Below are 24,563 nucleotides of genomic sequence, written 5' to 3' on the forward strand. Positions count from 1 at the left end.
AAACACTAACGACTCTCATATATAAGAGATTAAAGAAGTATGAAGTGCGCAGGGGATAGCGTGGCTGAGCGGGTCGTGAAGCAGGTGCTGGACGGCCATGTGGCGGCACGCACGCCGATCTGGATGATGCGCCAGGCGGGGCGGTATCTTCCGGAATATCGTGCGGTGCGCGAGAAGGCCGGCGACTTCCTCACCCTCTGCTACACGCCCGACCATGCCGTCGAGGTGACTCTTCAGCCGATCCGCCGCTTCGGCTTCGATGCGGCGATCCTGTTCTCCGACATCCTCGTCGTGCCGCATGCGCTGGGCTGCGATCTTACCTTCGAGCAGGGGGAGGGTCCGCGCCTTTCCACCACCACGAATATGAGCGAGCTCAATGGCTTGCGCACCGAGCTCGACGCCTCGAAGATCGACCGGGTGTATGAGGCGATCACCCGGATTCGCGCCGAACTGCCGGCGGAAACGACGCTTCTCGGCTTTTGCGGCGCGCCCTGGACGCTCGCCACCTACATGATTGCCGGGCGTGGCACGCCCGATCAGGCCCCGGCCCGCCTCGCCTCGCTGCGCGATCCGGCGTTTTTCGAGGCGCTGATGGACCGGCTGGTGGAAGCCTCCGCCAGCTATCTGATCGGCCAGTTCAAGGCCGGCGTCGATGCGGTGCAGATCTTCGATTCCTGGTCCGGGGTGCTCGATCCAGAGGCGTTCCGGGCGTGGTCAGTCAGGCCGATCAGGCGGATTGTCAGTGCAGTGAGAGCAGAAGTGCCGGATGCGCGCATCATCGCCTTTCCGAAGGGGGCGACCCTGTCCGGCCTGACCGAACTTGCGCAGGCAACCGGGGTGAACGGGGTCGGACTCGACTGGACCGCGGACCGCCGGGCGACCCGCGCGCAGCTGGGCGGGCGCTATGCGCTGCAGGGCAATCTCGACCCGCTGGCGCTGATCGCCGGCGGCGATGCGCTTGACCGGGCCATCGACACGCTGATGGCCGATTTTCGCGGCTCCGCGCATATTTTCAATCTCGGTCACGGCATACGGCCGGAAACGCCGATCGCTCATGTCGAGCAGATGATCCGCCGCCTGCGCGGCTGAGGGGCGCGCGATGGCGTATGAATGGATCAAGGCGCTGCATGTGATGGCCGTCATCTCCTGGATGGCCGGCCTGTTCTATCTGCCGCGGCTGATGATCTATCATTGCGACGCGCCGCCCGGCTCGGTGCAGTCCGAGACCTTCAAGGTCATGGAACGGCGCCTGCTGAAGGCGATCATGAACCCGGCGATGATCGTGACCTGGCTGGCCGGGCTGTATCTGGTTTGGGATGGCGGCTGGTATCTGTCCGGCTGGATGCACGCGAAATTCGCGCTGGTGCTGGCGATGAGCGCGTTTCACGGCAAATGCGTCGGCTGGGTGCGCGATTTCGCCGGGGATCGAAATACGCGGGCGCAGCGCTATTACCGGTTCGCCAATGAGGTGCCGACGCTTCTGATGATCGGCATCGTCATTCTGGTCATCGTAAAGCCGTTTTGAGCGCGTGAATGCGTGTTTGCGCGGGGGTTGCACCGAATCGCCGCTTTGCCTATGGTGCCCTTCGCTTTCGCTAAGCTGGCTGATGCTCCATTACTGACCGGTATCTCCCCGATGCCGGACGGGGTATCGGATGAGAGGCCGGCTCCTTGCCGGCCGCGTCCACGGACCAGCGCCTTCCTTTCCTGCTTTATCCTGGCCGATGCCTTCCGCCTTTGCCGGGGTCAATCCAACTTCCGAGGCCTTTTCCCATGGGGGAAATGAAGCTCCAGGACCTCAAGTCCAAAAATCCGGCCGAACTTCTCGCTTTTGCGGAGGAGCAGGAGGTCGAGAACGCCAGCACGCTGCGCAAGCAGGAGCTGATGTTCGCCATCCTCAAGCAGCTCGCCGCCCGCGAGACCGATATCATCGGCGAGGGCGTGGTCGAGATCCTCTCCGACGGCTTCGCCTTCCTGCGCTCGCCGGACGCCAATTATCTGCCCGGTCCCGATGACATTTATGTCTCGCCGAGCCAGATCCGCCGCTTCGGCCTGCGCACCGGCGACACGGTCGAGGGCCAGATCCGCGGCCCCAAGGATGGCGAGCGTTATTTCGCGCTGCTCAAGGTCAACACGATCAATTTCGAAGACCCTGAGAATATCCGTCACAAGATCAACTTCGACAATCTGACGCCGCTCTATCCCGACGAGCGTTTCAAGCTCGAAATCGAGGATCCGACGCGCAAGGATTTCTCCGCCCGCATCATCGATGTCGTGGCGCCGATCGGCAAAGGCCAGCGCGCGCTCATCGTCGCGCCGCCGCGCACCGGCAAGACGGTTCTGCTGCAGAACATCGCCCAGTCGATCACCACCAACCATCCCGACTGCTACCTCATCGTGCTGCTCATCGACGAGCGGCCGGAGGAAGTGACCGACATGCAGCGTTCGGTGAAGGGTGAGGTCGTCTCCTCCACCTTCGACGAGCCGGCCGCGCGCCATGTGCAGGTCGCGGAAATGGTCATCGAGAAGGCCAAGCGTCTCGTCGAGCACAAGCGCGACGTCGTTATTCTGCTCGATTCGATCACCCGTCTCGGGCGCGCCTACAACACCGTCGTGCCGTCCTCCGGCAAGGTGCTGACCGGCGGTGTCGACGCCAACGCGCTGCAACGCCCCAAGCGTTTCTTCGGCGCGGCGCGCAATATCGAAGAGGGTGGCTCGCTCACCATCATCGCCACGGCGCTGGTCGATACCGGCTCGCGTATGGACGAGGTGATCTTCGAGGAGTTCAAGGGCACCGGCAATTCCGAGGTCATCCTCGACCGCAAGGTGTCGGACAAGCGCGTCTTCCCGGCGATCGACATCACCCGCTCGGGCACCCGCAAGGAAGAATTGCTGGTCCCGGCCGACGTGCTCAAGAAGATGTATGTGCTGCGGCGTATCCTCAACCCGATGGGCACGGTCGATGCCATCGAGTTCCTGCTCGACAAGCTGCGCCAGACCAAGACCAATGGTGACTTCTTCGATTCGATGAATACCTGACGGAACACCTGACGGGGCGGGGCGCCTCGGCCGATGGTGCGGCGGCCGGATGGCCGCCCGTTCCATCGGCAGCGATGGGGACGGAATATGGGCGGGTTATTCGGAACGCGGCTGCGGCAGCGCCGGAGGCCCGCCCTTTTCATTCTCGCCCCGCTCGCCCTTTCCTGCGCGGTTTTCCTGGCGACACCCGGCGCGGCGCTGGCCGGCATGGCCGAGCGCGAGCCGCCTGTCCCCGTCCTGTATCTTCTGGTGATCGGTGCCGCGGCCCTGAGCTGGGTGATGGCCTGCCGGCGCTGGTGGCTGCCGCTGGCGATCTGGGTGCCCTGCGCCCTGTTCATCTCCAGCCTGATCGCCGACTTCGCCGACCCGGTGATCGGCGCGGCGGTGCGCGAGGAACTGGGCGTCCTCTATATTCTGGAAGCGGACCTGGCCGGCGCGCTGCTGCTGGTGGTGCCGCTGATGTTCGCCAATATCCGCTTCACGCGGCAGGACGAGCGCCCGCCGCGTCGTGGTTCGCGCCGCGGTTGATCCTGAGGATATTTACATCGTCTGGATTGTGTTTCGGAGCCGAAATGATGGCCTCCAGAAATGACTCAGGACGGCCTTTCCGCTTCCCGTCCGATCCATTCCTCACAGAACTGAAAAGGCCCGCCAGCGGCGATTTCTGAGCCTTCTGGCGGCTATGGCCGATTTTGCCCTCAACTTATCCACAGGCTTGTCCCCAGCTTGAGCGGGACCGCCCGTGAGCCTGCCTTTTCACGGCTGAATGCCGGACATCCCGTCGTCGGCGCGGAGACGGGTCGTCCCGACCTCACGCCTCCGCTCTGGCGCGCGCCTCAACCGCGCGGATCAGCCCGGCGGTGTCGGTGACCGGCAGCGAGCACACCGCGCCGGCGCAGACAAAGGCCGCGGCCTGGGTGACGGACGCCGCCTTGGCCTGCGCCGGATGATCCGGGGGGAGGGCGGTCGCATCGGCGATGCGCTGGATCACCATATCGGCACGCGGCAGGCGCCGGGCCGCCGCGAACAGCGCCTCGGCCTCGGGCCCGGCGCCGACGATCACGATCTCCGGGGCGCGCAGCCGTGTATCGAGCGCGTTGAGCAGCCCGGCATGGCCATAGAGCTGCGGCGCCGCGCGCGGCAGCAGGCCTTCGAACAGGCGGTCGACGCGGGCACGATAGGCCTCGTCGCCGGTCAGCGTGGCCAGCCGAACGAGGTTGCGGGCGATCAGCGCGTTCGGGTTGGTGACGGCATCATCGGCCGTCGCCTGCGGGCGCACCAGCAGGCCCTCGGCATCGTCGGCTGTCAGATAATAGCCGCCATCCTCGGCCGCGTGGTGCGCCTCCAAAGTGGCCTGCCAGGCAACCGCCTGATCGAGATAGGCGGCGTCGCCGGTCGCCTGATGCAGCGCCAGCGCCGCCCCGATCATCGCCGCATAGTCAGCGGAGAGGCCGGGGAAGACCAGCTTGCCGGTGCGCCAGCTATGGCCGAGGCGCCCATCCCGCACCATCGATTCGGTAATGAAACGGAAGGCGCGGGCGGCCAGTTCCACCCATTCCGGGCGGTGCACGCGCGGGGCGACATTGGCCAGCGCCGCGATCATCAGCCCGTTCCAGTCGGCCAGCACCTTGTCGTCACGGCCGGGCGGGATGCGGGTTGCGCGCACCGCCAGCAGCTTGTCGCGCAGCATGGCGAGGCGAAGCTCATCGGCCGGCGACCGCTCGGTCTCCTTCAACCGATTCGGGATCGAAACGCCCTCCCAATTGCCGAACGGGACGATGTCGTAATGCCTGGCAAAGAATTCGGCGTCGGCGGCGCCGAGCGCGTCGAGCACCTGCTTCAGCGTCCAGACGTAATATTTGCCCTCATGGCCTTCGGAATCGGCGTCGAGACTGGCGGCGAAGGCACCGCCCTCGGTCAGCATCTCGCGCTCCAGCCAGCCGACGGTTTCCTCGGCGCGAGCCCGGAACAGGTCGGCCTGCGTCTGCGAATAAGCGAGGCCGAGCAGATCGAGAATCTGCGCGTTGTCGTAGAGCATCTTCTCGAAATGCGGCACCAGCCAGTGGTCGTCGACCGAGTAGCGCGAATAGCCGCCGCCGATATGGTCGTAGATGCCGCCCTCGCTCATGCCGTCCAGCGCGTGCAGCGCCGCGTCGCGGAAGCGTTGCCGGCCGCTGCGCTCATAAGCGCGCCAGAGCAATTCGAGGAACGGCGTGTTGGGGAATTTCGGCGAGCCCTGCAGGCCGCCATGCTCGGGGTCCATGATGCCGAGAATGCGGGTGGCGACATCGTCCAGCTCGTTGAGGCCGATCGTCACCGCGCCGGCGGGCCGTGCCTTCTCGCGCAGCCGGTGCAGCAGTGCCTCGCGGTTCTGCGCGATGCGCGGATCGCCGGAGGCATAGGCGTTCGCCATGGTCTTCAACACCTCGGTGAAGGCGGGCTGGCCGTATTTCGCTTCCCTCGGGAAATAGGTGCCGCCCCAGAAGGGCGCGCCCTCGGGATCGAGGAACATCGTCATCGGCCAGCCGCCCTGGACGCCGAGCTGCTGCAAGGCGGACATGTAGATCTGGTCGACCTCGGGCCGTTCCTCGCGGTCGACCTTGATGTTCACGAAAAGCTCGTTCATCACGGCCGCTGTCGCCGCATCCTCGAAGCTCTCATGCGCCATGACATGGCACCAATGGCAGGCGGCATAGCCGATGGAGAGCAGGATCGGCCGGTTGCTGCGCCGGGCTTCCGCAAAGGCCGCCGGTTCCCACTGCCACCAGTCGACCGGGTTGTCCTTGTGCTGGATGAGATAGGGGCTGGCGGCGTCCTTGAGGCGGTTCACGGGCGTTCTCCGGCGGCGGCGCTTCGGTTCGCGTTTGTGTGAGAGAGATAGGGCGTAGCGTGGGAGCGAGAAGGTGAAAAGCGGAATCGACGGCGACAGGATCGCGCGCGACACCATTGCCGCGGTGTCTTCCGGCACCGGCGGCGCGGTGGCGGTAATCCGCCTCTCCGGCCCCGCCGCGGGGGAGGCGCTGCGCGCGCTGTGCGGGCGTCTGCCGGAGCCGCGCCGGGCGAGTCTTGCCGTGCTGCGCGATCCCGCGAGCGATGAGCGGCTCGACGAGGGGCTGGCGCTGTGGTTCCCGGCGCCGCGCAGCGCCACCGGCGAGGACATGGCGGAGCTGCAGATCCATGGCGGGCGCGCGGTCGTCGCCGCCGTGCTGGCTGCGCTGTTCGCCCTGCCGGGAATGCGGCCGGCGGAAGCGGGCGAGTTTACCCGCCGCGCTTTCCTCAATGGCCGGATGGATCTGGCGGCCGCCGAGGGCCTCGCGGACCTCATCGCGGCCGAGACCGAAAGCCAGCGCCGGCTCGCGCTCGCCCATGCCTTCGGCCATCTCGGCGCGCGGGTGGAGGCCTGGCGGCGCCAGCTCATCCAGGCCATGGCCCTCGTCGAGGCCGGCATCGACTTCTCCGATGAGGCCGACGTGCCCCTTGAGACCCGCGCCATGGCGCACCCGCCGGTCATTGCGCTGGCCGGGGAACTGCGCGCCGCCTTGACCGACCGGCGCGGCGCACTGCTGCGCGAGGGGGCGGTGATCGCGCTCGCCGGGCGTCCCAATGCCGGCAAGTCGTCGCTGATGAACGCGCTCGCGGCGCGCGATGTCGCCATCGTCTCCGACGAGCCGGGCACGACGCGCGACGTTTTGGAAGTCGCGCTCGACCTCGCCGGCCACAAGGTCACGCTGCTCGACACCGCCGGGCTGCGCGAGGCAACCGGCAAGGTGGAAGCGGAAGGCATCCGCCGCGCCCGTGCCCGCATCGGTGAGGCCGATCTCGTTCTCTGGGTGCATGATGCCACGGACGGGCCGGCGCCAGAGGCGATCCCCGACGCTCCGGCTGGCGACGGCGCGGCGCGCTGGTTGCTCGCCAACAAGGCGGACCTCGCCCCTGTGCCGCTCGCCTCGCCCGAATGGGCGGCGCGTAGCTTCACTGTCGCGGCGACGACGGGGGAGGGGTTGGCCGATCTCATCGCGGCGCTCGGGGCCTTCGTCGCCGCGCGAGTGGAGGGGGCTGAGCATCCCATGCTGGTGCGCGAGCGGCACCGTGCCGGGGCGTCGGAGGCGCTTGGTCATCTCGACCTGGCGCTCGCCGGGTGGGACGATCTCAGCGAGGAATTGCTGGCGGAGGAGCTGCGCCTTGCCGCCCGCGCGCTCGGGCGCATCACCGGCGCCATCGGCACGGAAGATTTGCTCGACGTGGTGTTCCGCGAGTTTTGCATCGGCAAATGACGTAGGTCGTCCGAGGCGGATCGCGCACCCCGTTTCACGTGAAACAGGTGCGCTCGCCCGAACGATTCGTTAGCGAAATGTTTCACGTGAATCAGCCTCCCCAGCTTTTGCGGGGCCGCCCCGCGCGGGCCCTCGCTTGACGGGGCCGGCGAAGCAGGGCTTCTAGCGCCATCCCATTCTCCTCCCGCGTGAGCCATGCCCGATGAGCGAGGCCGATCTTTCCTTTGATGTGATCGTGGTTGGTGGTGGCCATGCCGGCACCGAGGCGGCGGCGGCTGCCGCGCGCGCCGGCGCCCGGACCGTGCTGCTCACCCATAGCCGCGCGACCATCGGCGCGATGTCCTGCAACCCGGCGATCGGGGGTCTCGGCAAGGGCCATCTGGTCCGCGAGGTCGACGCGCTGGACGGGCTGATGGGCCGCGTGGCCGATCAGGGCGGCATCCAGTTCCGCGTGCTGAACCGGCGCAAGGGCCCGGCGGTGCGCGGCCCGCGCGCGCAGGCCGACCGCAAGCTCTATGCGCAAGCGATGCACCGGGCGATCGATTCGCAGCCGAACCTATTCGTCATCGAAGGCGAGGCGGACACGCTGACCCTCACTGGCACGCGCGTCACCGGCCTTCAGCTCACCGATGGACGCACCATCAGGGCGGGCGCCGTGGTCATCACCACCGGCACCTTTCTCAACGGACTCATTCATATTGGCGACGAGCAGACCCCGGCCGGGCGCATGGGCGAGGCGCCGGCGCGCGGCCTCTCCGGCTCGCTCGCCCGCATCGGCCTGACGCTCGGGCGGCTCAAGACCGGCACGCCGCCGCGCCTCGATGGCCGCACCATCGACTGGGCGGCGCTGGAGATGCAGCAGGGCGACGACCCGGCCGAACCCTTCTCCATGCTGACGGCGGCGATCACCAACCCGCAAGTGGCCTGCGGCATCACCCGCACCACGGCGGCGACGCATCAGGTGATCCGCGACAACATCGCCCGCTCGGCCATGTACTCCGGCAACATCCAGAGCGTCGGCCCGCGCTACTGCCCGTCCATCGAGGACAAGATCGTCCGCTTCGGCGAGCGGGAAGGGCATCAGATCTTTCTGGAGCCGGAGGGGCTGGACGACCCGACCGTCTATCCGAACGGCATTTCCACCTCGCTCCCGGCCGAGGTGCAGCGCGCCATCCTCGCCACCATCCCCGGCCTTGAGAGGGTGGTAATGGTGCGTCCGGGCTATGCCATCGAATATGACCATGTCGATCCGCGCGAGCTGGAGCCGACGCTGGAGACCCGCAAGGCGACGGGGCTTTTCCTCGCCGGGCAGATCAACGGCACCACCGGCTATGAGGAAGCCGCCGCGCAGGGGCTGGTCGCCGGCCTCAACGCGGCGCGCCGGGCGGCCGGTTCCGAGGGCGCGACCTTCGACCGGGCCGAGGCCTATATCGGCGTGATGATCGACGATCTGGTGACGCGCGGAGTGAGCGAGCCCTACCGCATGTTCACCTCGCGCGCCGAATATCGCCTGTCGCTGCGGGCCGACAATGCCGACCAGCGGCTCACCTCGCGGGGCGAATCGCTCGGGCTCATCGGGGCGGAGCGACTCGCCCATCACGGCGCCAAGCAGGCGGCGCTGACCCGCGTGCGGGACTGGAGCCGCTCGGTGGCCATCACGCCGGGGGAGGGCGACCGGCACGGGCTGACGCTGAACCGCGACGGCCAGCGGCGCAGCGCCTTCGACCTGCTGTCCTACCCGACGATCCAGTGGGACGACATTTGCCGCATCTGGCCGGAAGCTTCCGGGGAGGATGCGCGCATTGGCGAGCAGGTGGAGATCGACGCGAAATACGCGGTCTATCTGCACCGGCAGGAGGCTGACATCGCCACCTTCCGCCGCGAGGAGCAGGCCGAACTGCCGGAGGTCGACTATGCCGGCCTGTCCGGCATCTCCAATGAGATCAAGGCCAAACTTGAATCGATTCGGCCCCGTACCATTGGCCAGGCCAGCCGGATCGACGGCATGACCCCGGCGGCGCTGGCGCTGCTGGCAGCCCATGCGCGGCGCGCGCGCTGACGCGGTTCGCGCTAGAGTATGGCCATGACCTCGACCGATTCGGATCGCGCCCGCGCGCTGCGCCTGACCCCTGTTTCACGTGAAACAGAGGACCGCCTTGTCGCCATCGTCGCGCTGCTGGAAAAGTGGCAGCGCACCATCAATCTGATCGCCCCGGCGAGCCTGCCGCAGATCTGGACCCGCCACATCGCGGATTCGCTCCAGCTCGTGCCGCTGGCCGGTGAGGTGCGGCGCTGGGTCGATCTCGGCTCCGGCGGGGGCTTCCCCGGTCTGGTGGTGGCGGCCGCGCTGGCGGAGCGCGATGGCATGGACGTGATCCTGGTCGAGAGCGACACCCGCAAGGCGGCCTTTCTGCGCGAGGCGGCGCGGATCGGCGAATTGCCGGTTACCGTGCTGCCGGCCCGGATCGAGCAGGTGGCCGGCCAGATCGCGCCGGGGGTCGAGCTGGTTTCCGCCCGCGCGCTTGCGCCGCTGCCGAGACTTCTCGATCTGGCCTACCCGTTCCTTGCACAGGGAGCGCGCGGCCTGTTCCTGAAGGGACAAGATGTTGATAACGAATTGACCGAGACAGCTAAATCTTGGAGAATCAACGCCAGGATCACGGAGAGCCTGACCGACACGAGCGGGCGCATCCTGACCGTCGAGACTGCCGAGCCGCTGACGCCGGCGCTTTGAGCCGCGAACCGGCTCGCCATCGGGATCACTGACATGACCGACGAGATTCCGCTTGCTCCCCTTCCGCCCCGCGCGCCGCCGCGCGTGCTGGCGCTCGCGAACCAGAAGGGTGGGGTCGGCAAGACGACGACCGCCATCAATCTCGGCACCGCGCTGGCGGCGATCGGCGAGACGGTGCTGATCGTCGATCTGGACCCGCAGGGCAATGCCTCGACCGGGCTGGGCATCGACCGGCGCAGCCGGCGGGTCTCTACCTATGATGTGCTGACCGGTGATGCGGTGATGCGCGAGGCGGTGCTGGAGACGGCGGTGCCACGCCTGCATATCGCGCCCTCGACGATGGACCTCTCCGGCCTCGAACTGGAACTGGCCGACCGGCGCGACCGCGCCTATCGCCTGCGCGACGCGGTTCGCGGGCTGAATGACGAGGGGTCCTTTCGGACACGGAACGAGATCACCTACAGCTACGTCCTGATCGACTGCCCGCCCTCGCTGAACCTCATCACGGTCAACGCCATGGCGGCGGCGAACGCGATCCTGGTGCCGCTGCAATGCGAGTTCTTCGCCCTGGAGGGTCTGTCGCAGCTGTTGAAGACCGTCGAGCAGGTGCGCACCACGCTCAATCCGGGCCTGTCGATCCATGGCATCGTGCTGACCATGTTCGATGCGCGCAACAACCTGTCCACCCAGGTGGTCGAGGATGTGCGCCAGTTCATGGGCGACAAGGTCTATGAGACGGTGATTCCCCGCAATGTCCGGGTGTCCGAGGCGCCGTCTTATGGCAAGCCGGTGCTGCTCTATGATCTCAAATGCGTCGGGTCGCAGGCCTATCTTCGTCTCGCATCCGAAATAATCCAGCGTGAGCGCGCTCTGCGCGCCGCGGCAGCCTAGGAGAGCCGGCGATGGCGATGGCGGAAGATGGTGGCCGGAACCGGCTTGGGCGGGGTCTCGCAGCCCTGATCGGCGACATGTCGGACATGACCGATCTCGGCGGCGAGCGCGAGCGCGGCCGGCCGGGTCCCGCGGGCGGCGCGCGGCGGGTGCCGCTCGCCTTCCTCAAGGCCAATCCGCATAACCCGCGCCGCACCTTCGGCGAGGAGGATCTGGAGGATCTGGCCGCCTCGATCCGCGAGCGCGGCATCATCCAGCCGATCGTCGTGCGGGCCGATCCGGCCAACCGCGACCATTACGAGATCGTCGCCGGCGAGCGGCGCTGGCGGGCCTCGCAGCGCGCCGGCCTGCACGAGGTGCCGATCGTCGTCATTGAGGTCGATGACCGGCAGGCGCTGGAAATCGCCATCATCGAGAATGTCCAACGCGCCGATCTCAACCCGCTGGAGGAGGCGGCCGGCTATCAGTCGCTGACCGACCAGTTTGGCTATTCGCAGAACGACCTCGCCAAGGTGATCGGCAAGAGCCGCTCGCATGTCGCCAACACGATGCGCCTCTTGCGCCTGCCGGAGAGCGTGAAGGCCTATCTGGCCGATGGCCGCCTCTCCGCCGGCCATGCCCGCGCGCTGCTGACGCAGGACGACCCTGAGACGCTGGCGCGCGAGATCGTCGAGCGCGGCATGAATGTGCGCGCCATCGAGGCGCTGGCGCAGGAGCTGAACGAGGCCAAGGCGGAAGCCGCGGGCAAGCCGGCGCGCAAGGCGCGGGCGGTTCCCGCGCTCGATGCGGATACTGCCGCGCTGCAACGCCGGCTCTCCGACGAGCTGGGGCTCCAGGTGACGCTGCGCCATGATGGCGAGAGCGGCGAAATCCGCATCCGCTATTCCTCGCTCGACCAGCTCGACGAGGTCTGCCGCCGCCTCAGCGCCGGCTGATCCGGCCTCAGCCGCGCCGCGCTTGCGTGGCGAGCTGGAGCAAAGCGCGCTCGGCGATCGCCGGGCCGAGCCCGGCATGGCGCCGCGCGGCCAGCAGCGCGTCGTCGAGGATGAGCAGGGCGTTTTGCAGGCGCGGCAGGGTCCAGCTGCGCAGCGCCTTCTCGATCAGTGGCTTGCGCCGGAAATGCACGGCCGGACGGGCCGATTCCACTGCGCGGTCGGGGCTGGCGCCCTGCTCGACCTGAACCCGCATCTGATGCAGCGCCTGCGCCGCGCGGCACACCGAGCCGAGAATGATGTCGGCCCGCATCCCCTCATGGGTCGCCTTGCCGAAGGCCACGCTCATTTCCGCCGGCTGGCCGGCAAAGGCGCTGTCGGCGATCTCGTCGAGCGCCAGGCTCGAGGCGTCGCCGACGATCGCCCGTACATGCTCGCAGGTGATGCGCGGCTCACCGGCGGCGTAGAGCAGCAGCTTGGCGATTTCGCCGCGCGAGGCCATGCGATCGCCGCCGAGCAGCGCCATCAGCTCGCCGCGCGCGTCGCGCTCGATCGGGATGGCCGCTTCCGCCGTCATGGTGTCGATCAGGCGGGAGAGGTCGCGGTCGGTGTCGGCGTAGCAAACGATGGCGCTGGCGCGCGGCGAGGCCTCGCACAGCGCACGCAGCCCGGCGCCGCGCTTGAGATCGCCGGCCTCGATCACCACCACCGCGTCGGAGACCGGCGCGGCCAGCAGCGCCTCGACCGCCGGCACCAGATTGCGGCTGCCGGCGCGCAGCGAAATTACCCGCCGCCCGCCGAACAGCGCCACCGTGCCGGCCTCGTCGACCAGCCGGCCGGGATCGCCGGAAATCTCGTCGCCATCGAGCCGGATAAGGCCGAACGGATCGTCCGAACCCTGCTGGGCGCGGGTCAGATAGGCGCGGGCCCGCTCGCGCACCAGCCCGCTATCGGGGCCGAACAGCAGCAGGACGGGCCGGAGCGGATCGATCCGCGAGAGCGTCGCCTCGACATCGGCCGGCCGGATGGCGACCATGCGGTCAACTCTTCGGCGTGGTGATGAAGTAGGAGGCGAGCTGACCGCGGATCATCTCGGCGGCAACGGTCGAGGCGCGGTTCTGCGCGTCACGAATCGCGCGGGAGCGGGCGAAACGCTGATAGCCGGAATCGATCGAAGCCTTGCCGAAGGCGGTGCCCTGGGTGACCGGGGTCGGCTTCTGGCCGGCCTTCACCGGCTTGGTCGTGTCGATGAGCTGCCAGTTCACGTCGACCGAGACCAGCTCAACTTCCGGCAGGCCGGTATAGGTATCGACCACCGCCGCCTGCGTGCTGTCGGTCACCTGCAGCACGAGCTGGTAGGGCGCTCCGCCCGGATTGCCGGCGCCGCCGGTGAGATTGAAGATCAGGTCGTTGCGGACCTCATTGCCGAGCCGCCCCGGCGAGAACACCACCTCGACCTCGCCGAGCTTCTCGGGAAGCGCCGTGCCGTCGCCGGTGGTCTCCGCATACATGGGCCGGAAGCAGCCGGCCGTGGAGAGGGCGAGCAGGCCCACGCAGACAAGGCCCAGCACGCGACGGGACAGGGTGGGGGAAGGCATCGGGGTCCGGTCAAGCAACGACATTCACGATCCTCTGCGGCACCACGATGATACGCTTCGGCGCCCGTCCGTCGAGTGCCTGAGAGACGAGTTCGAGCGCCAGCACCGCCTTTTCGACCTCGGCGGGGGGCGCGTCCTTCGGCACGGTGATCTCGCCGCGCCGCTTGCCGTTGATTTGAATCGGCAGCGTAACGGTATCGTCCATCAGCAGCGCGGGCTCGACCACCGGCCAGCCGGCCGTTGCGGCGAGGCCGTCGCGCCCGAGCACGGTCCAGCATTCCTCGGCGAGATGCGGCACCATGGGGGCGACCACCGCCACCAGGAATTCCGCCGCTTCGCGAAGGGCATAGCCGATATCCGGGGTTACGCCGCCCTTGCGGGCGCTGGCCATGGCGTCGCCGAACACATTGGTGAAGCTGTGCACGCGGGCCACCGCGACATTGAAGCGGAGCCGCTCGACATCGTCCTCGACCTGGGCGGCGAGACGGTGCGAGGCCTGGCGCAGGGCGACCGATTCGGTACCGAAACTTTCCGGTGTCGCCTCGCGCACGCCGTCGGTGAGTTCCATGGCGTCGCCGACGAGGCGCCAGATGCGCTGCACGAAGCGCCAGGCGCCCTCGATGCCGGCGCTGGTCCATTCGCTGTCGCGCTCGGGCGGGGTGTCGGAGAGCATGAACCAGCGGGCGCAGTCGACGCCATAGGTGTCGGCGACGATCTCCGGCGGGACCACGTTCTTCTTCGACTTCGACATCTTCTCGGGCGCGCCGACCGTGACCGGCTCATTCGAGCCGACCTTCACCGCCGTGCCATCCGCCCGCTTCTCGACTTCCTCGGGAAACAGCCACTTGCCGGCCGGGTCCTTGTAGGTCTCGTGGACGATCATGCCCTGCGTGAACAGGCCGGCGAATGGCTCGGTGATCGAGACGCGGCCGATCTTTGCCAGCGTCCGCGTGAAGAAGCGCGAATAGAGCAGGTGCAGGATCGCGTGCTCGATGCCGCCAATATACTGGTCGACCGGCAGCCAGTGATCCGCCGCGCCCTTCTGCAGCGGCGCGGTGCCGGGCTCGGAGGCGAAGCGCGCGAAATACCAGGACGAGTCCACGAAGGTGTCCATCGTGTCCGTCTCGCGCCGGGCGGGCGCCCCGCAGTGCGGGCAGTTCACATGCTTCCAGGTCGGGTGGCGGTCCAGCGGGTTGCCCGGCTGGTCGAAGGTCACATCCTCCGGCAGACGCACGGGAAGCTGGTCGGCCGGCACCGGCACCGGGCCGCAGGAATCGCAATGGATGATCGGGATCGGGCAGCCCCAGTAGCGCTGGCGCGAAATGCCCCAGTCGCGCAGCCGGTAATTCACCGCCCGCTCGCCAACCGGCGCATTGCCGAGAATCGCGTTCTCCAGCTTCAGCGCCACCTTCTCCTTGGCTTCCGGCACGGAGAGGCCGTCGAGGAAGCCGGAATTGAACAGCGTGCCGTCGCCATCATAGGGGCCGTCGGCAACCGAGAACTGCGCCGGGTCGGCCCCGGCCGGCAGCACCACGGGCGTGATCGGCAGGCCATATTTGCGGGCGAAGTCGTGGTCGCGCTGGTCATGCGCCGGGCAGCCGAAAATGGCGCCGGTGCCGTATTCCATCAGCACGAAATTGGCGACATAGACCGGTACCGGCGCGCCGCCGAGCGGATGGGCGACGGTGAGGCCGGTGTCGAAGCCCATCTTCTCCTGCGTCTCGATCTCGGCCGTGGAGGTGCCGCCGCGCCGGCATTCCTCGACGAAGGCGGCCAGCGCCGGATTGCCGGCGGCGAGCTGCTCGGTGAGCGGATGGCCGGGCGAGAGGGCGAGGAAGGAGGCGCCGAACAGCGTGTCGGGCCGCGTGGTGTAGACCTTGATCTCGCTGGGGAGATCCTGGGGCAGGCCGGCCGGGAGACCTTCGGGCGCGTTCTCGATCACGAAGCGCACATGCAGGCCTTCGGAGCGGCCGATCCAGTTGCGTTGCATCAGGCGCACCTTGTCCGGCCACCGCTCCAGCGTGTCGAGCCCGGCCAGCAGTTCCTCGGAGGCGTCGGAGATGCGGAAGAACCATTGGGCGAGCTTGCGCCGCTCGACCAGCGCGCCCGAGCGCCAGCCGCGCCCGTCGATCACCTGCTCATTGGCGAGCACGGTATTGTCGACGGGGTCCCAGTTCACCTCGCTCTCGCGGCGGTAGACGAAACCGCCCGCGAGGAATTCGAGGAAGATGCGCTGCTGCTCGCCATAATAGGACGGGTCGCAGGTGGCGATCTCGCGCGACCAGTCGAGCGACAGGCCGAGCAGCTTGAGCTGCTCGCGCATGGTGGCGATATTCTCGTAGGTCCACTTGCCGGGATGGGTGTTGCGCTCGATGGCGGCGTTTTCCGCCGGCAGGCCGAAGGCGTCCCAGCCCATCGGATGCAGGACGTTGAAGCCCTTCATCCGCTTGAAGCGGGCCACCACGTCGCCCATCACATAATTGCGGCCATGGCCGATATGGATGCGCCCCGACGGGTAGGGGAACATCTCGAGCACGTAATATTTGGGCCGCGGATCGTCGTTGCGCGTGCGGTAGATGCCGCGTTCGTCCCAGATCTTCTGCCAGCGGGGTTCGGCCTCGCGGGCATTGTAACGCTCGGTGCTCATGTTCGGCTTCTATGGGGCAGGCTCGGGAAAGGGCGGATCGGCGCGAAACCGATGGCCGGGGACTAGGCACGAAGTGAGGCGCCCGGTCAACCAGCCGGGCGCACCCCGGCGCCGCGCCGCCCGCCGCCGGGAACGGTGGCTGCCATGCCGGGGGCGACCTTTTCCGCGAGGCGCACGCGGTTGCGCCCGGCATTCTTGCTCGCATACAACGCAAGATCGGCCGCGACGAACAGGTCGCCGGGGGCGAGGTCGGGCGTCGGCGTGCAGGCGGCGGCGCCGATGCTGACCGTGGCGATGCCGCCGGGCTGGTCGGCATGGGCGATGGCGAGGCCCTCCACGGCCTCGCGCAGTCGCTCGGCGACGTCGGCGGCGGCGGTCAGCGAGGCGCCGGGCATCAGAACGGCGAATTCCTCCCCGCCGATGCGGGCGACCACATCGCTGGCCCGCACCGTGCCGGCCATCAATTGCGCCACGGCGCGGATGCAGCCATCGCCGGCGCGATGGCCGTAGCGGTCGTTGAAGGATTTGAAGGCGTCGATATCGATCAGCAGGATGGCGAGCGGCTGGCCCGCGCTCCATTGCAGGGCAAACACGGTGTCGAAGCTGCGCCGGTTGGCGATGCCGGTCAGCGGGTCGAGGCTGGCCAGCGAATTGAGTCGCCGATTGGCATTGCGCAGCGCGTTCTCGCGCCGTGTCAGCTCGCTGCTCATCGCCTCGAAACCGTCGATCAAGGGCTGCAGCTCGACGATGCGGATGTCCGGCCGGCCTTCCTCGCGCTCGCCGCGGCCGAAGCGGATCAGCCGCTGCGCCAGCGTCTGCACCGGACGGACGATGAGGTGCTCCCCGGCCAGCCACAGGCTCAGCAGCAGCAGGCCGCCGATCGCCAGCATGGTGAGCCCCGCCCGCCAGGTCGCCTGTTGGACCGGGCCCATGATGGTGGTCTCGTCGACGCCGACGATGAGATGCATGTTGGTGTCGCGCAGGCGCGCATAGGCATAGACGCGGCGGATGCCGTCCGATCCTTCGGCCAGCAGCGTGCCGCGCGTGGCGGCGAGGGCGCGCGCCACCGGCGCGACGGAGAGGAGGTCCTGGCCGACTGTGACGGCTCCGTCGGGATAGGCCAGCATCGCCGTGCCGGACGGGCTGACCACGATCACCTGCGAGCCGACGCCGAGATCGGTGAGCGTGCTCTGCGGGAACATCTCGCCCATTCCCACCCGGCCGAGAAGCAGGCCGGCGACCGTGCCGTCGGGCCGCAGGAAGGGTTGGGCGGCCAGCACGGTGGGCCGGCCGAGAACATAGTTCCGCTGCACCGCTTCGACCGAGAACAGGCCGCGCATGGCGAGCTTGTAATAGTCGCGCCCGCTCAGGTCGAGGCCGACGCCGACGGTCGCCGTGCTGCAGCGGACGATGCCGTTCGACCCGACGACGGAGATCGTTTCGATCATGGTGGCGACCTGGAGCACATCGCTGATCTGCCGGCAGCTTTCCGGGTCGGCCGGCGTCACGCTCGGATCATAGGTCGGCTCGGGGGCGGTGCGTTCGCGCAGGTCGGCCGGCAGGAGCCAGGGGTCGGCGGCCAGCGTGGCGAGCACGGCGCGCGCGGCTGCCAGGGCCTGGTCATATTTCGCCGTGCCGCGATCGAGCATGTCGAGTACGCGCCCTTCGGCGAGGGCGAGATTGTCGGCATGGAGCTGCACGATGCTGACCGTGCGCTCGGCGATCACCAGCAGCATGGCGAAGCCGGCAATGGCGGCCAGACGCAGGCGCAGATTGACCGACCGCGATCGCCGGCGAGGCGGGGCGGGCGGGTTGTCACGAGTGGATGACGGGTCCAGCGGCGCCTCCGGTGCGGCGCCGTCCGACGAATGGGTCACGTTTCGTTGAATCCCGCGAGAAGTGGAGCAAATCTAGGACTTTGGTACGGTGGCGGCAAGGAATCCCCTGAGAAACCCGCCGGGGGAGGCCATGGCGCGATAAGGTGGCGCGATCCGGCTCTATTGACAGGGGCGCGGCCTCTGCCCATTGCGGACAGGCGAGCCGCTGGAGGGTCCGATGCACGCCGGGGAAGCAATGAGCGATGTGGCCGAAAGGCTTGAAGAGGTGCGCGCGCGCATCGCCCGGGCCTGCGCGGATGCCGGCCGGGCGGCGGGCGAGGTGCAGCTCATCGCCGTCTCCAAGACCTTCGGGGCCGAGCACATGGCGCCCGCGCTCAAGGCCGGGCAGCGCCTGTTCGGCGAGAACCGGGTGCAGGAGGCCAAGGGCAAATGGCCGGCGCTGCGCGCGGCGACGCCCGATCTGGAACTGCATCTGATCGGCCCGCTGCAGACCAACAAGGTGCGCGAGGCGCTCGACCTGTTCGACGTGATCCACACGCTCGACCGGCCCTCGCTGGCGCAGGCGCTGGCCAAGGAGATCGTCAAACGGGAAGGACCGGCCCCGCGCCTGCTGGTGCAGGTCAATACCGGCGAGGAACCGCAGAAGGCGGGCGTCGCGCCGCAGGAGGCGGATGCCTTCATCGCCGCCTGCCGGGAGGAGCACAATCTGGCCATCGCCGGGCTGATGTGCATCCCGCCGGCCGATGAGCCGGCGGCGCCGCATTTCGCGCTGCTCGCCAAGATCGCCCGCCGCAACGGGCTCGACCTGCTGTCCATGGGCATGAGCGGCGATTTCGAGACGGCGATCACGCTCGGCGCCACCCATGTGCGCGTCGGCAGCGCCATTTTCGGCGGGCGCTGAGCCTGGAGTTTTTTCACGCGAACCGGAATCCACTTCGCTCGAAATGCTCTAGCCGACCTTGATCCTGGTGCGTGGCGTCAGGCGCGCCAGAAGGCGCTTCATGTCGGCGCGGCGAAAGGCGATGCAGCCGGCGGTGGGCTCGAAGCCGGGACGCGCGAGGTGCAGGAACACCGCCGAGCCGCCGCGTCCCCGGCGCGGGCGCTCATTGTGGTCGAGCACGACGACGAGGTCGTAGAGGCCGTCCGCGCGCCACATCTCCTCATGCGAGGCGGAAAAGGGCAGGCGGACCGGGCGGTTGTAGCAGCCATGGCCGGGGGCGTCGCACCAGCCATCCTCGCGCCGGGTGCGCCGCACCGGCAGGCGGGTGAGCGGACGCCCGCCATGATCGGCGCGGTAGCGCACGCCGCGCGCATGCCAGGTGCCGGCCGGCGTCGCGCCATCGCCTTCGCGCTTCAGATGGCGAATGCCGGCGCGCCCCAGCGCCACCGGTATTTGGATGTTGCCTAACGTCACCCAACCCTTGTCAGGCCGGCCCGGACGGCTCACAACACGTATAACCCTGCTTTTCAACGTGGATTTCAGGGTCTTTTCGCGGGCCGGGGCCTTCTTATTCACGCGATTTCCGTTCACGATCACGTCACGTACCCACCGCCCGTTGGGGCACGGGGCCGCCGACTCTTGCCGAATGCGTCCAGCCTGCCTACTCGGGGACTCGACGGCAATCCATCCGACGCCGCCTGTCGGGCCTAATTTGGCCAGGCGGGGCGGCGCGAACAAGAGGTTCGGGAAGCGGACATGGCGAATGCGCAACGAGTCCTGGTGGTCGAGGACGACAAGGATCTGCGGGACGCGCTGGTAGAACAGCTCTCGCTCTATGACGAATTCGAGATCGTCGCCGAGGAGACCGCCCAGGGCGCGATCAACACCGCCGAGGCCAGCCGCATCGATCTGGTGCTGATGGATGTCGGCCTGCCGGACATGGACGGGCGCGAAGCGGTGCGCAAGATGCGCCAGAACGGCTTCAAGGCGCCGGTCATCATGCTCACCGGCCACGACACCGACAGCGACACCATCATGGGGCTGGAGGCCGGGGCAAACGACTACGTCACCAAGCCGTTCCGCTTCGCCGTGCTGCTGGCCCGCATCCGCGCCCAGATGCGCTCGCACGAGGCGAGCGAGGACGCGGTCTTCACCATCGGGCCCTACACCTTCCGTCCGGGCGCGAAGATGCTCGTCACCGAGCGCAATTCGAAGATCCGCCTGACCGAGAAGGAGACGGCGATCCTGCGCTATCTCTACCGCGCCGGGAAAAAGCCGGTGGCGCGCGAGATTCTGCTGCAGGAAGTGTGGGGCTACAATTCCGGCGTCACCACCCACACGCTGGAAACCCACATCTACCGCCTGCGCCAGAAAATCGAGAAGGACCCGTCCCACCCCCACCTCCTCGCCACCGAGGCGGGCGGGTACAAATTGCTGCCGTGAACCGGGGCGGCGGAGCGATTCGCCGCGCCGGACCGTGATCCACGTTCTGGCCGGAGCCACATCGCCCTATGTCCATTGAGGACGACATTGCGTTGCTCGAGGCGGTGCCGATGCTGCACATGCTCGGCCGCGACGCATTGCGGGCGATCGCGATCAGCGCCGACAACCGGCCGCTGAGCCGTGGCGAAGTGCTGTTCCGCGAGGGCCAGTTCGCCGAAGCGGCCTTCGTGGTGGCGAGCGGCACGATCTCGGTGGCGCGCGAGGACGCCCATCTGGCGCGGCGGCCCGGCCAGACCATCCAGGTCGGGCGCGGCGCGCTGCTCGGGGAAATGGCCCTGCTGACCGAGACCAAGCGACCGGCCACCGCCACCGCCGTCGAGCCCTCCGCCGTGCTGCGCATTCCGCGCGTCATCTTCATGCGCACCATCGAGGGCTATCCCGATGTCGCCGTGCGGCTCACCCAGGCGCTGAGCGAACGGGTGCAGGCGACGCTCGCCGAGCTTGACGCGGTGCGCCACCGGCTCGACGCGATCGAGCCGGCCCCGCGACGGCCCCGCTGACCGCCATGGCCCCCGCCGCATCATGATTCCCGTCACACCCCGTATCGCGCTCGATGAATCCGAGATCGAGGAAACCTTCGTGCGGGCCTCCGGGCCGGGCGGGCAGAACGTCAACAAGGTCTCCACCGCCGTCCAGCTGCGCTTCGACATGCGCAACTCGGGTTCCCTGCCGGAGGCGGTGAAGGACCGACTCGCCCGCATCGCCGGCCGGCGGCTCACCAATGACGGGGTGATCGTGCTGGTGGCGCAACGCTTCCGCACGCAGGAGCGCAACCGCGAGGACGCGGTGGCCCGGCTGGTGGAGATGATCCGCGAGGCAGCGATCGTGCCGATCACCCGCCGGCCGACCCGGCCGACGCTCGGCTCGAAGCTGCGCCGGCTGGAGGGCAAGGCCAAGCGGTCCGGCATCAAGGCCGGGCGGCGCGACAAGCCGGGCACCGGCGGCGAGGACTGACCGGCCGGTCAGGCTGCGGGCAGTTCAGCTTCAGAAATCCGAGGCGATGCCCTTGTTCTCCCAATCGCCATAGCGCACCGGCTCGGGGCCGGCGCGGCCGTCGATCTCGCGCGGCAGGTCGAGCTTTGGGAGTGCCTCACGGCGCGCCTGCGCCTCGGCCAGCGCCCGCGCGGCGGCGGGCGAGAGGGGGCGGCGCTCGGCAGCTTCGGGGGGCTGCGAGGCGATCTGTGACGTGGGGAGGCCGTCGGGGGCGGGGGAGGTGTCCTGTGCCATGACCCATTGGAACCATTGCCCACCGCCCGCCGTCAAGCGCGACGGGGCGCGCGGACGCAGCGTCACCATCCCCCTCACATGATCTTGCGCGCGCCTTTTTCGCTACCCATCCTTAAGGTCACGAGGCCGCGCGAAAAGCCTGTTCAGGCACGGCGTGGCGCATGAGAGGACGAGATGAACTATTTCCGCACCGCGATCCTGCTGGCCGGCATGACCGCGCTGTTCATGGCCGTCGGCTTCATGATCGGCGGGCGCGGCGGCATGATGATCGCGCTGGTCGTCGCCGCCGGCATGAACATCTTCAGCTACTGGAATTCCGACCGCATGGTGCTGTCCATGTATGGCGCGCGGGAGGTCGACCGCGCCAGCGCGCCGGAATTCTACGGCATGGTCGAGGAACTGGCGGCGCGCGCGCAGCTTCCCATGCCGCGCGTCTACATCATGGACAATCCCCAGCCCAACGCCTTCGCCACCGGCCGCAGCCCCAGCCATGCCGCCGTGGCCGCGACCACCGGCCTGCTGAACACGCTGACGCGCGAGGAGGCGGCCGGCGTGATGGCCCATGAGCTGGCGCACATCAAGCATTACGACACGCTGACCATGACCATCACCGCGACGCTGGCCGGCGCCATCTCCATGCTTGCCAACTTCGCCATGTTCTTCGGCGGCAACCGCAACAATAATAGCGGCTTCGGCGTCATCGGCACGATCGCCATGATGATTCTCGCCCCGCTGGCCGCCATGGTGGTGCAGATGGCGGTGTCGCGCTCGCGCGAATATGAGGCCGACCGGATCGGCGCGGAGATCTGCGGCCAGCCGCTCTGGCTCGCCTCGGCGCTGGCCAAGATTTCCAACGCCGCCCACCGCGTGCCCAACATGCCGGCCGAGCACAATCCAGCGACCGCGCATATGTTCATCATCAACCCGCTCTCGGGCGAGCGGATGGACAGCCTGTTCTCCACCCATCCGGCGACCGAGAACCGTATCGCCGCGCTTCAGGCGCTGGCGCAGCAGATGGGCGGCGGCGCGGGTTTTGCCGCCCCGCAGGCCGCCGCCGGGCCGGTCGGTGGCACAAGGCCGGGCGGGCCGTGGGGCGGGGCGCGGCGCTCCTCGCGCGGTCCCTGGGGGTAAGGGACGGGGGCGCCGAGCCGCCCCCGCGGCCGGCTTGCTTGTTCGAAGCTGACGCCATCGCGCCACGGCGCTTGAAAAAGCGGCCCTTCGCGGCTATCAGAAGCCGCGCGCCGCTTTAGCTCAGTTGGTAGAGCATCGCATTCGTAATGCGGAGGTCGTCAGTTCGAGTCTGACAAGCGGCACCACCTCCCCCTGCCCATCGCTGACATAATCCGCGCCCGCGCTTCCCGCGCGCCGCGTCGCGCATGAAAAAGGCGCGGATCCTGCGATCCGCGCCCGATGTTGTCAGTTTTGTGGGCGATCCGCCCGATCAGCGCCGGACATACCAGCAGTCGCGGAAGCGACGACCCCAGCGGTCACGGCGCCAGCCGCAGACCCGACGCCGACGCCGGGGGCGCCGGTAATAGCCCGGCGGCGGGCCCGGGGGACGACGGCCGGGCGGCGGTCCCGGAGGACCCCACTGCGCCTGATCGACCGGCGTGCCATCGGGCGCCTCAGCCAGCGCCTCCACCAGGTCATCGGCCGGACCGACCGGCGCCGCCTCAAGATTCTTCAACTGGCTCAGCGTTGTCGCGCCTGCGGGGGCGAGGGCGAAGCCGACCGTCGTGCCGGCCCCCACGATCCCCGCCAGACTCATCAGAAAACCACGTCTGTTCACGTCACTGCTCCCACGCATGCCATCCCCGAGGGACAGCTCTGCCGACCGAGTCAACAACGTGTAAGGGGCCTTCCCGGTTCCGCGCGTGGATGCGGAAGACTTACGCCCGCGCCGGGGCGGCGTACCATTCATGACCGGAGCGGCCAGCCCGCTTCAGCCGGTACAGCGCCTCGTCGGCGTGACGCAGAAGCTCGCCAAGCCCGGTGCCGTGCTCCGGGTAGAGGCTGACGCCGACCGAGGCGCCGATCGCCGCCTCGGTACCGCCAATCATGAAGGGCCCGGCAAAGGCGGCGGCGATGGCCGCGCAGATGCGCTCGGCCTGCGCGTGTGCCGAATCGGATTCGATCAATATGGCGAACTCGTCACCGCCGAGCCGGCAGAGAAATTCCGGCGCGGCACAGGCCTCCAGCCGGCGCCCGACGAGCGACAGGGCCATATCGCCGGTCTCATGGCCATAGGCGTCATTGACCGGCTTGAAGTGGTCGAGGTCGATGATCAGCAGGGCGAGGGCGGCGGGCTTGCGGGCGATGGCTTCCGACCAGCGGGTCTGCAGGGCGCGCCGGTTCGGCAGCCCGGTCAGCGAATCCTCGAAGGCGATCCGTCGTAGCGCGTCCTTGGCGAGTTTGAGCGCCGAAATATCCTCGAAAGTGGCGATGGCGACGCCCGCCTCATGCAGCACGATGCCGCGATGCTGCACGGTGAGGACCGTGCCATCGGCGCAGAGCACGGGCAGTTCGATCGGCTCGATCTCGGTGGTGCCGCGCCCGACGGAGTTCCACAGCTCGCGCCAGCGCAGGCGCGCCCGGCAGCGGTCGTCCTCATGTGCGTAGCCATGGTCGATCCAGTCCTCGACGGTGGCGAAGGTGCCATCCTCATAGCCGAAGGTCTTCTTGAAGGCCCGATTGATAAAGCGGATCCGGCCATCCGGGAGCGTTGCCCAGGAGAGCGGCGTGGGTATCGCATCGAGGATCAGGTGCAGATCGCCATTGGCACAGACCATGTCCTGACCCGCCCGATCGAGTATCTCCTTCATTTGTCGCCCCCTGTCGCAGGCTTTCCGCGTCGGGCGATTATACGCAGTCGACGCTGGTGCGACCATGGCGGCCGGCGGGCCGGTGTGCAGGTGTGCAGGTGTGCAGGTGCCGCTTGTG

The 24,563-nt window shown here is 68.3% G+C and carries 23 protein-coding genes and 1 tRNA gene; 15 read left to right on the plus strand and 9 right to left on the minus strand.

The window, feature by feature from the left end; translation table 11 throughout:
* Positions 1–39 precede the first annotated feature (39 nt).
* The 4 genes from hemE to KIP89_RS10210 all read left to right on the plus strand — a co-directional run bounded on the left by hemE (position 40) and on the right by KIP89_RS10210 (position 3,567).
* On the plus strand, positions 40–1,089 hold the full coding sequence (gene hemE, locus KIP89_RS10195) for a uroporphyrinogen decarboxylase (protein WP_213755246.1): 1,050 nt from the start codon (positions 40–42) through the stop codon (positions 1,087–1,089).
* 10 nt (positions 1,090–1,099) lie between these two features.
* On the plus strand, positions 1,100–1,525 hold the full coding sequence (hemJ, locus tag KIP89_RS10200; RefSeq protein WP_213755247.1) for a protoporphyrinogen oxidase HemJ: 426 nt from the start codon (positions 1,100–1,102) through the stop codon (positions 1,523–1,525).
* A gap of 248 nt (positions 1,526–1,773) precedes the next feature.
* Complete coding sequence (rho, locus tag KIP89_RS10205) at positions 1,774–3,039, plus strand: transcription termination factor Rho (RefSeq protein WP_213755248.1); 1,266 nt, start codon at positions 1,774–1,776, stop codon at positions 3,037–3,039.
* Between the two features lie 87 nt (positions 3,040–3,126).
* Positions 3,127–3,567, plus strand: a complete 441-nt coding sequence (locus KIP89_RS10210) for a hypothetical protein (RefSeq protein ID WP_250152303.1) — start codon at positions 3,127–3,129, stop codon at positions 3,565–3,567.
* 283 nt (positions 3,568–3,850) lie between these two features.
* Here the strand turns inward: KIP89_RS10210 and KIP89_RS10215 are convergent, their stop codons facing one another.
* Positions 3,851–5,869, minus strand: a complete 2,019-nt coding sequence (locus KIP89_RS10215) for a thioredoxin domain-containing protein (protein WP_369807100.1) — start codon at positions 5,867–5,869, stop codon at positions 3,851–3,853.
* A gap of 73 nt (positions 5,870–5,942) precedes the next feature.
* Here KIP89_RS10215 and mnmE point away from each other — a divergent pair, with 73 nt between their 5' ends.
* From mnmE to KIP89_RS10240, 5 genes are all read left to right on the plus strand, one after another.
* Positions 5,943–7,313 (plus strand): tRNA uridine-5-carboxymethylaminomethyl(34) synthesis GTPase MnmE, encoded by a 1,371-nt coding sequence (mnmE, locus tag KIP89_RS10220; RefSeq protein WP_369807101.1) that lies wholly within the window; start codon positions 5,943–5,945, stop codon positions 7,311–7,313.
* Between the two features lie 202 nt (positions 7,314–7,515).
* On the plus strand, positions 7,516–9,372 hold the full coding sequence (gene mnmG / locus KIP89_RS10225) for a tRNA uridine-5-carboxymethylaminomethyl(34) synthesis enzyme MnmG (RefSeq protein ID WP_213755250.1): 1,857 nt from the start codon (positions 7,516–7,518) through the stop codon (positions 9,370–9,372).
* Positions 9,373–9,396: 24 nt separating this feature from the next.
* Positions 9,397–10,047 (plus strand): 16S rRNA (guanine(527)-N(7))-methyltransferase RsmG, encoded by a 651-nt coding sequence (gene rsmG / locus KIP89_RS10230; RefSeq protein ID WP_213755251.1) that lies wholly within the window; start codon positions 9,397–9,399, stop codon positions 10,045–10,047.
* A 33-nt stretch (positions 10,048–10,080) separates the two neighbouring features.
* The gene (locus KIP89_RS10235; RefSeq protein ID WP_213755252.1) at positions 10,081–10,938 is read left to right on the plus strand and encodes a ParA family protein; all 858 of its coding nucleotides are present in this window, start codon (positions 10,081–10,083) and stop codon (positions 10,936–10,938) included.
* Between the two features lie 11 nt (positions 10,939–10,949).
* Entirely contained in the window at positions 10,950–11,873 is a 924-nt protein-coding gene (locus KIP89_RS10240) for a ParB/RepB/Spo0J family partition protein (RefSeq protein WP_213755253.1), read from the plus strand.
* Positions 11,874–11,880: 7 nt separating this feature from the next.
* Here KIP89_RS10240 and holA read toward each other — a convergent pair whose 3' ends face one another.
* The 4 genes from holA to KIP89_RS20115 form a co-directional block, all read right to left on the minus strand.
* Complete coding sequence (gene holA / locus KIP89_RS10245) at positions 11,881–12,906, minus strand: DNA polymerase III subunit delta (protein ID WP_213755254.1); 1,026 nt, start codon at positions 12,904–12,906, stop codon at positions 11,881–11,883.
* A gap of 4 nt (positions 12,907–12,910) precedes the next feature.
* On the minus strand, positions 12,911–13,492 hold the full coding sequence (locus tag KIP89_RS10250) for an LPS assembly lipoprotein LptE (RefSeq protein WP_250152304.1): 582 nt from the start codon (positions 13,490–13,492) through the stop codon (positions 12,911–12,913).
* On the minus strand, positions 13,479–16,115 hold the full coding sequence (leuS, locus tag KIP89_RS10255) for a leucine--tRNA ligase (RefSeq protein WP_213755255.1): 2,637 nt from the start codon (positions 16,113–16,115) through the stop codon (positions 13,479–13,481). Before leuS ends, KIP89_RS10250 begins: the two co-directional genes overlap by 14 nt.
* An 86-nt stretch (positions 16,116–16,201) precedes the next feature.
* Complete coding sequence (locus tag KIP89_RS20115) at positions 16,202–17,992, minus strand: sensor domain-containing diguanylate cyclase (protein WP_213755256.1); 1,791 nt, start codon at positions 17,990–17,992, stop codon at positions 16,202–16,204.
* A gap of 196 nt (positions 17,993–18,188) precedes the next feature.
* Here KIP89_RS20115 and KIP89_RS10265 point away from each other — a divergent pair, with 196 nt between their 5' ends.
* Entirely contained in the window at positions 18,189–18,854 is a 666-nt protein-coding gene (locus tag KIP89_RS10265) for a YggS family pyridoxal phosphate-dependent enzyme (RefSeq protein WP_213755257.1), read from the plus strand.
* A gap of 48 nt (positions 18,855–18,902) precedes the next feature.
* Here the strand turns inward: KIP89_RS10265 and KIP89_RS10270 are convergent, their stop codons facing one another.
* Entirely contained in the window at positions 18,903–19,367 is a 465-nt protein-coding gene (locus tag KIP89_RS10270) for a L,D-transpeptidase family protein (protein WP_369807102.1), read from the minus strand.
* Positions 19,368–19,649: 282 nt separating this feature from the next.
* On the opposite strand from KIP89_RS10270, the gene KIP89_RS10275 reads away from it, so the two are divergent.
* The 3 genes from KIP89_RS10275 to arfB all read left to right on the plus strand — a co-directional run bounded on the left by KIP89_RS10275 (position 19,650) and on the right by arfB (position 21,350).
* Positions 19,650–20,336 (plus strand): response regulator transcription factor, encoded by a 687-nt coding sequence (locus KIP89_RS10275; RefSeq protein WP_213755259.1) that lies wholly within the window; start codon positions 19,650–19,652, stop codon positions 20,334–20,336.
* Positions 20,337–20,404: 68 nt separating this feature from the next.
* On the plus strand, positions 20,405–20,896 hold the full coding sequence (locus KIP89_RS10280) for a Crp/Fnr family transcriptional regulator (RefSeq protein ID WP_213755260.1): 492 nt from the start codon (positions 20,405–20,407) through the stop codon (positions 20,894–20,896).
* A gap of 22 nt (positions 20,897–20,918) precedes the next feature.
* Entirely contained in the window at positions 20,919–21,350 is a 432-nt protein-coding gene (gene arfB, locus KIP89_RS10285) for an alternative ribosome rescue aminoacyl-tRNA hydrolase ArfB (protein WP_213755261.1), read from the plus strand.
* Between the two features lie 30 nt (positions 21,351–21,380).
* On the opposite strand, the gene KIP89_RS10290 is transcribed toward arfB, so the two are convergent.
* Positions 21,381–21,623 carry a DUF1674 domain-containing protein gene (locus KIP89_RS10290; RefSeq protein ID WP_213755262.1) on the minus strand — a complete coding sequence of 81 codons (243 nt, stop codon included), beginning with the start codon at positions 21,621–21,623 and terminating at the stop codon, positions 21,381–21,383.
* A gap of 174 nt (positions 21,624–21,797) precedes the next feature.
* Between KIP89_RS10290 and htpX the strand changes: the two genes are divergently transcribed.
* Both htpX and KIP89_RS10300 read left to right on the plus strand, forming a co-directional pair.
* A complete protein-coding gene (gene htpX / locus KIP89_RS10295) occupies positions 21,798–22,754 on the plus strand; it encodes a zinc metalloprotease HtpX (RefSeq protein WP_213755263.1) in 957 nt (318 codons plus the stop codon).
* Positions 22,755–22,863: 109 nt separating this feature from the next.
* Positions 22,864–22,939 (plus strand) — tRNA-Thr (locus tag KIP89_RS10300).
* Positions 22,940–23,064: 125 nt separating this feature from the next.
* On the opposite strand, the gene KIP89_RS10305 is transcribed toward KIP89_RS10300, so the two are convergent.
* Together KIP89_RS10305 and KIP89_RS10310 are read right to left on the minus strand one after the other, a co-directional pair.
* Positions 23,065–23,412 carry a hypothetical protein gene (locus KIP89_RS10305; protein ID WP_213755264.1) on the minus strand — a complete coding sequence of 116 codons (348 nt, stop codon included), beginning with the start codon at positions 23,410–23,412 and terminating at the stop codon, positions 23,065–23,067.
* 100 nt (positions 23,413–23,512) lie between these two features.
* Positions 23,513–24,445 (minus strand): sensor domain-containing diguanylate cyclase, encoded by a 933-nt coding sequence (locus tag KIP89_RS10310; protein ID WP_213755265.1) that lies wholly within the window; start codon positions 24,443–24,445, stop codon positions 23,513–23,515.
* Positions 24,446–24,563 lie beyond the last annotated feature (118 nt).

Source organism: Ancylobacter radicis, assembly GCF_018449475.1.
GTDB lineage: Bacteria > Pseudomonadota > Alphaproteobacteria > Rhizobiales > Xanthobacteraceae > Ancylobacter > Ancylobacter radicis.

Bases quoted from the DNA above. Each gene is read 5' to 3' on its own strand.
- hemE (WP_213755246.1), top strand. From the start codon at position 40: ATGAAGTGCGCAGGGGATAGCGTGGCTGAGCGGGTCGTGAAGCAGGTG.
- hemJ (WP_213755247.1), top strand. From the start codon at position 1,100: ATGGCGTATGAATGGATCAAGGCGCTGCATGTGATGGCCGTCATCTCC.
- rho (WP_213755248.1), top strand. From the start codon at position 1,774: ATGGGGGAAATGAAGCTCCAGGACCTCAAGTCCAAAAATCCGGCCGAA.
- KIP89_RS10210 (WP_250152303.1), top strand. From the start codon at position 3,127: ATGGGCGGGTTATTCGGAACGCGGCTGCGGCAGCGCCGGAGGCCCGCC.
- mnmG (WP_213755250.1), top strand. From the start codon at position 7,516: ATGAGCGAGGCCGATCTTTCCTTTGATGTGATCGTGGTTGGTGGTGGC.
- rsmG (WP_213755251.1), top strand. From the start codon at position 9,397: ATGACCTCGACCGATTCGGATCGCGCCCGCGCGCTGCGCCTGACCCCT.
- KIP89_RS10235 (WP_213755252.1), top strand. From the start codon at position 10,081: ATGACCGACGAGATTCCGCTTGCTCCCCTTCCGCCCCGCGCGCCGCCG.
- KIP89_RS10240 (WP_213755253.1), top strand. From the start codon at position 10,950: ATGGCGATGGCGGAAGATGGTGGCCGGAACCGGCTTGGGCGGGGTCTC.
- holA (WP_213755254.1), bottom strand. From the start codon at position 12,906: ATGGTCGCCATCCGGCCGGCCGATGTCGAGGCGACGCTCTCGCGGATC.
- KIP89_RS10250 (WP_250152304.1), bottom strand. From the start codon at position 13,492: ATGTCGTTGCTTGACCGGACCCCGATGCCTTCCCCCACCCTGTCCCGT.
- leuS (WP_213755255.1), bottom strand. From the start codon at position 16,115: ATGAGCACCGAGCGTTACAATGCCCGCGAGGCCGAACCCCGCTGGCAG.
- KIP89_RS10265 (WP_213755257.1), top strand. From the start codon at position 18,189: ATGAGCGATGTGGCCGAAAGGCTTGAAGAGGTGCGCGCGCGCATCGCC.
- KIP89_RS10275 (WP_213755259.1), top strand. From the start codon at position 19,650: ATGGCGAATGCGCAACGAGTCCTGGTGGTCGAGGACGACAAGGATCTG.
- KIP89_RS10280 (WP_213755260.1), top strand. From the start codon at position 20,405: ATGTCCATTGAGGACGACATTGCGTTGCTCGAGGCGGTGCCGATGCTG.
- arfB (WP_213755261.1), top strand. From the start codon at position 20,919: ATGATTCCCGTCACACCCCGTATCGCGCTCGATGAATCCGAGATCGAG.
- KIP89_RS10290 (WP_213755262.1), bottom strand. From the start codon at position 21,623: ATGGCACAGGACACCTCCCCCGCCCCCGACGGCCTCCCCACGTCACAG.
- htpX (WP_213755263.1), top strand. From the start codon at position 21,798: ATGAACTATTTCCGCACCGCGATCCTGCTGGCCGGCATGACCGCGCTG.
- KIP89_RS10310 (WP_213755265.1), bottom strand. From the start codon at position 24,445: ATGAAGGAGATACTCGATCGGGCGGGTCAGGACATGGTCTGTGCCAAT.